The 3,937-nt window shown below is 74.1% G+C and carries 3 protein-coding genes and 2 pseudogenes; all 5 read left to right on the top strand.

The genetic code is table 11. The features are described from left to right. Positions 1–312 (top strand): annotated as a pseudogene (locus JNW89_RS30010) (MFS transporter); the annotation flags it as partial. Positions 313–506: 194 nt separating this feature from the next. After that, positions 507–1,169: a DUF2238 domain-containing protein gene (locus JNW89_RS30005; protein ID WP_238451641.1), complete on the top strand. Its 663-nt coding sequence runs from the start codon at positions 507–509 to the stop codon at positions 1,167–1,169. Next, positions 1,166–1,885 carry a methyltransferase domain-containing protein gene (locus JNW89_RS30000; protein ID WP_238451640.1) on the top strand — a complete coding sequence of 240 codons (720 nt, stop codon included), beginning with the start codon at positions 1,166–1,168 and terminating at the stop codon, positions 1,883–1,885. The genes JNW89_RS30005 and JNW89_RS30000 overlap by 4 nt, the downstream gene beginning before the upstream one ends. Positions 1,886–2,106: 221 nt before the next feature. Then, positions 2,107–3,029, top strand: a pseudogene (locus JNW89_RS29995) (alpha/beta hydrolase family protein). Between the two features lie 360 nt (positions 3,030–3,389). Continuing rightward, on the top strand, positions 3,390–3,937 hold a 548-nt coding region (locus JNW89_RS29990), incomplete at its 3' end, for an ATP-binding protein (protein WP_238451639.1).

The raw sequence follows: 3,937 nt of genomic DNA, 5'->3' as shown, positions 1-3,937 counted from the left end.
GTGATGGGCGCGTCGCTGCTGGGTACCCTGCTCAGCACCACGCTGATCGCCGACCTGCCGGGCCGGCTCGCCGCCCACGGCGTACCCGAGTCCACCCGGACGGCCGTGCAGGCGGCCGTGCGCGCCGGCACCAGCGACACCGCGACGCCGCCCGGGCCGGTGCGGCAGGCGCTCGCCGAGTCCCTGAACGCCGGCGTGCAGGCCGGGCTGCGGGTCAACGGCATCGTCTTCCTCGTCGCCGCCGTCCTGGCGCTCGCCGTCGTCCGCAACCGGCCGCACCGGCACCAGCCGACGGCCGACGACCGGCGGTGAGGCCGCTGCCGTGAACCGGAGCGGCACCTGGTCCTGATCACGGGTTCGGTGGCCACCTCGGTGGCCGCCGAACCGGCCATCACCCACCGGCCGGGGAGCGGTTCGGGGCCGATCGGATCGGCCCGGCCGCTGCTATCGTCGGCGTCCCGGGCGGCGACCGGCCGGCCCGGCCAGCCACGAACAGGCGGTCGCCGGTGACCCGAGCACGTGCCCTCCTCCCGCCGGCGCTGCTGGGCGTCGTCCTCGTCGCGCTGGTCGTCTCCGGCATCCGGCCGTACGACCGGCTGACCTGGCTGCTGGAGACGGTGTGGGTGATCGTCGGGATCCCGGTGCTGCTGCTCACCTGGCGCCGCTTCCCACTGACCACACTGCTGTGCTGCCTGCTCGGGGCTCACGCGATCATCCTCATCGTCGGCGGTCACCACACCTACGCGCGTACCCCGGCGGGCAACTGGGTGCGAGACCTGTTCGACCTGTCCCGCAACCCGTACGACCGGCTCGGCCACTTCGCGCAGGGCTTCGTGCCGGCCATCCTGATCCGCGAGATCCTCATCCGCCGCTCGCCGTTGCGGGGCAGCCGGTGGCTCGCGCCGCTCGTGGTCTGCGCCTGCCTGGCCTTCAGCGCCCTGTTCGAGATGTTCGAATGGTGGTCGGCCGTGGTCGCGGGCTCGGCGGCCGACGACTTCCTCGCCACCCAGGGCGACGTCTGGGACACCCAGTGGGACATGTTCCTGGCGCTGGTCGGCGCGATCACCTCGCTGGCCCTGCTGAGCCGCCTGCACGACCGCCAACTCCCGCCGCCCACCGATTCCCGCCGCTCGCCGGTCCGGCCCGACCAGCCGAGGATGACCGCGTGACGGTCGGTCGCCGGCCGGGCGTCGCACTGCTGGGCACCACGGCGCTGGAACGGTCGGCGGTGGTGGCCAACAACGCGATGAACCGCGAACGGCAGTTGGCCGGGGTCAACAGTTACGCCCGGGAATTGGGCTTCAACCCGGTCGACGTGCTCACCGACCGGCTCGCCGGCGCCGCCGCCGGCACCGGCTGGCTGGACCTCTGCTGCGGTACGGGCCGGGCGCTGATCCAGGCGGCCGGGCAGCTGCGTCGGGCCGGGTTGACCGAGCGCACCACCCTCGTCGGGGTCGACCTGGTGGACGCCTTCGACCCGGTGCCGACACCCCCGGCGAACCTGCGGCTGGACTGCGCCTCCGTCGCCACCTGGACGCCGGACCGGCCGTTCGACCTGATCACCTGCCTGCACGGACTGCACTACGTCGGGGACAAGCTCGCCGTGCTGGCGCGCGCCGCCGACTGGCTGGCGCCCGAGGGTCGGTTCGTGGCCGACCTGGACCTGTCCAGCATCCGGCTCGCCGACGGGCGCCCCGCCGGGCGACGCCTCACCGCGCTGCTGCGCGACGCCGGCTTCGCCTACGACTCCCGCCGCCGCCGGATCAGCCGCACCGGGCGCCGCGAGGTACGCCTGCCGTTTCGCTTCCTGGGCGCCGACGACCGCGCGGGCCCCAACTACACCGGCCAACCGGCGGTCCACTCCCACTACGCCGAGGAGCGCTGACCGCGTCGCCGTCCGGCGCCCCCGGGTCCGGCCCGCTCGCCGGGTAGACCGACCGGCTCGTCGGCGGGACCGGCTGTCTCCCCAGTCAGGTCACCGCCCTGCCGCCCGCACCGGCGCGAGCTGCCCCGGGCGCGCCGTCGGAGGGTTTCCGCCGCCCGGGGGACTGGTGATTTCACCGATGCGGGGGCGGCTCGCTCCACCGAACACTGATCCACGTCGATATGCCCCGACTGCAGGGAGTGCCCGACGTGTCATCACCAACCACCACCCGTCCCCGTTCCGCCGTCCGCGCCGCCGGTCTGGCCGTGGCGGCCGTCCTGGCCACCGTGGGCGCCTGGCCGCGGCGCCGGCCGCGCAGGCCGCCGACAACCCGTACGAGCGCGGTCCCGCCCCGACCGTCGCCCTCCTGGAGGCCAGCCGCGGTCCCTTCGCCACCGCGTCGCAGAGCGTCTCCTCGCTCAGCGTGACCGGCTTCGGTGGGGGAGTCATCTACTACCCGACCAGCACCAGCGAGGGCACCTTCGGGGCCATCGCCATCTCGCCCGGCTACACCGCCGCCTGGTCCAGCATCAGCTGGCTCGGTCCACGGATCGCCTCGCACGGCTTCGTCGTGATCGGCATCGAGACCAACACCCGGCTCGACCAGCCGGACAGCCGCGGCCGGCAACTCCTCGCGGCGCTCGACTACCTGGTGGAGCGGAGTTCGGTGCGGGGCCGGATCGACGGCACCCGACTGGCCGTCGCCGGCCACTCGATGGGCGGCGGGGGCAGCCTGGAGGCCGCCGTCTCCCGGCCGTCGCTGCAGGCCGCCGTGCCGCTCGCCCCGTGGAACCTGGACAAGACCTGGTCCGACGTCCGGGTGCCGACGCTGATCGTCGGCGGTGAGAGCGACACCGTCGCGCCGGTCTCGTCGCACTCGGAGCCGTTCTACAGCAGCATCCCGGCCTCGTCCGAGAAGGCCTACCTGGAGCTCAACGGGGCGAGCCACTTCTTCCCGCAGACGGTGAACACCCCCACCGCCCGGCAGATGGTGGCCTGGTTGAAGCGGTTCGTCGACAACGACACCCGCTACGAGCAGTTCCTCTGCCCGGGCCCGAGCGGCCTGGCGATCGAGGAGTACCGCAACACCTGCCCGAGCGCCTGACGCTCCCCGGGCGCCGCCGACCGGCGGCCGCCCCGCCATGCCCGCCCCGGCCACCCGCCCGGCCGGGGCCGAGTTGGCCGGCCTTCCCGCCGACCGGCAGCCCGTCCTCGCTGAACGGCTCGACGGTGGACGGCTACCCACAAGGACGCACTCTCAGTGCCGACATCCGCCGGCCTTCCGACGGGAGGCGCGCCTCGCTCGCCTCGGGCGCTGGGCGTGCCTTCGCCCGTCGTGATTCCGTGGCGGTCGCATCCCTGCTGGCCAACGGAACGACGCCGCCCAGCGGACAGCGCGCACCAGTCAACTCTTTCCAACAGGTTTCCGATAAGTGACACTCGATGCATGGTTACTGCATCAACAGTGCAATTAACCGTGCTGCGGGGCCGCGACGACGAGTGCGCCGCGATCCGGCGGCTGCTGAACGACCTGCCCCGCGGCGGGGGAGCGCTGCTCCTGCAGGGCGAGCCCGGCTCCGGCCGGACCGCCCTGGTCGACTACGCGCACCGGCACGCCGAGGGAGGCACCGTCCTGGCCGGCGTCGGGCTCGCCGAGGAGGCGGCGCTGCCGTACGCGGGACTGCAACGGCTGCTGGAACCGGTGCTGGACCGGGTTCGCACGCTCCCCGAGCAGCAACGACGGGTGCTGCGGCGCGCGCTGGCCGGCGCGGGCTGCCCGGCCCACCGGCGGCTGGCCCTGTCCATGGCCGTGCTCGGGCTGCTCGCCGCCGCCGCGCGGGATTGCCCCGTGCTGTGCACGATGGACGACGTCGACCGGGGCGACCAGCCGACCGCGGAGGTGCTGGCGTTCGCCGCCCGGCGCCTGCGTCACCTGCGGGTGGCCGTCCTGCTCACCACGGCGACGGACGCCTTCGTCGGGGGCGTACCCGGTCACCGGCTCGGCCCGCTCGA

It is taken from the genome of Micromonospora sp. 4G55 (assembly GCF_016803375.1).
The sequence above is the reverse complement of the archived record's forward strand: the minus strand, read 5'-3'. Positions and strand labels throughout refer to the sequence as shown.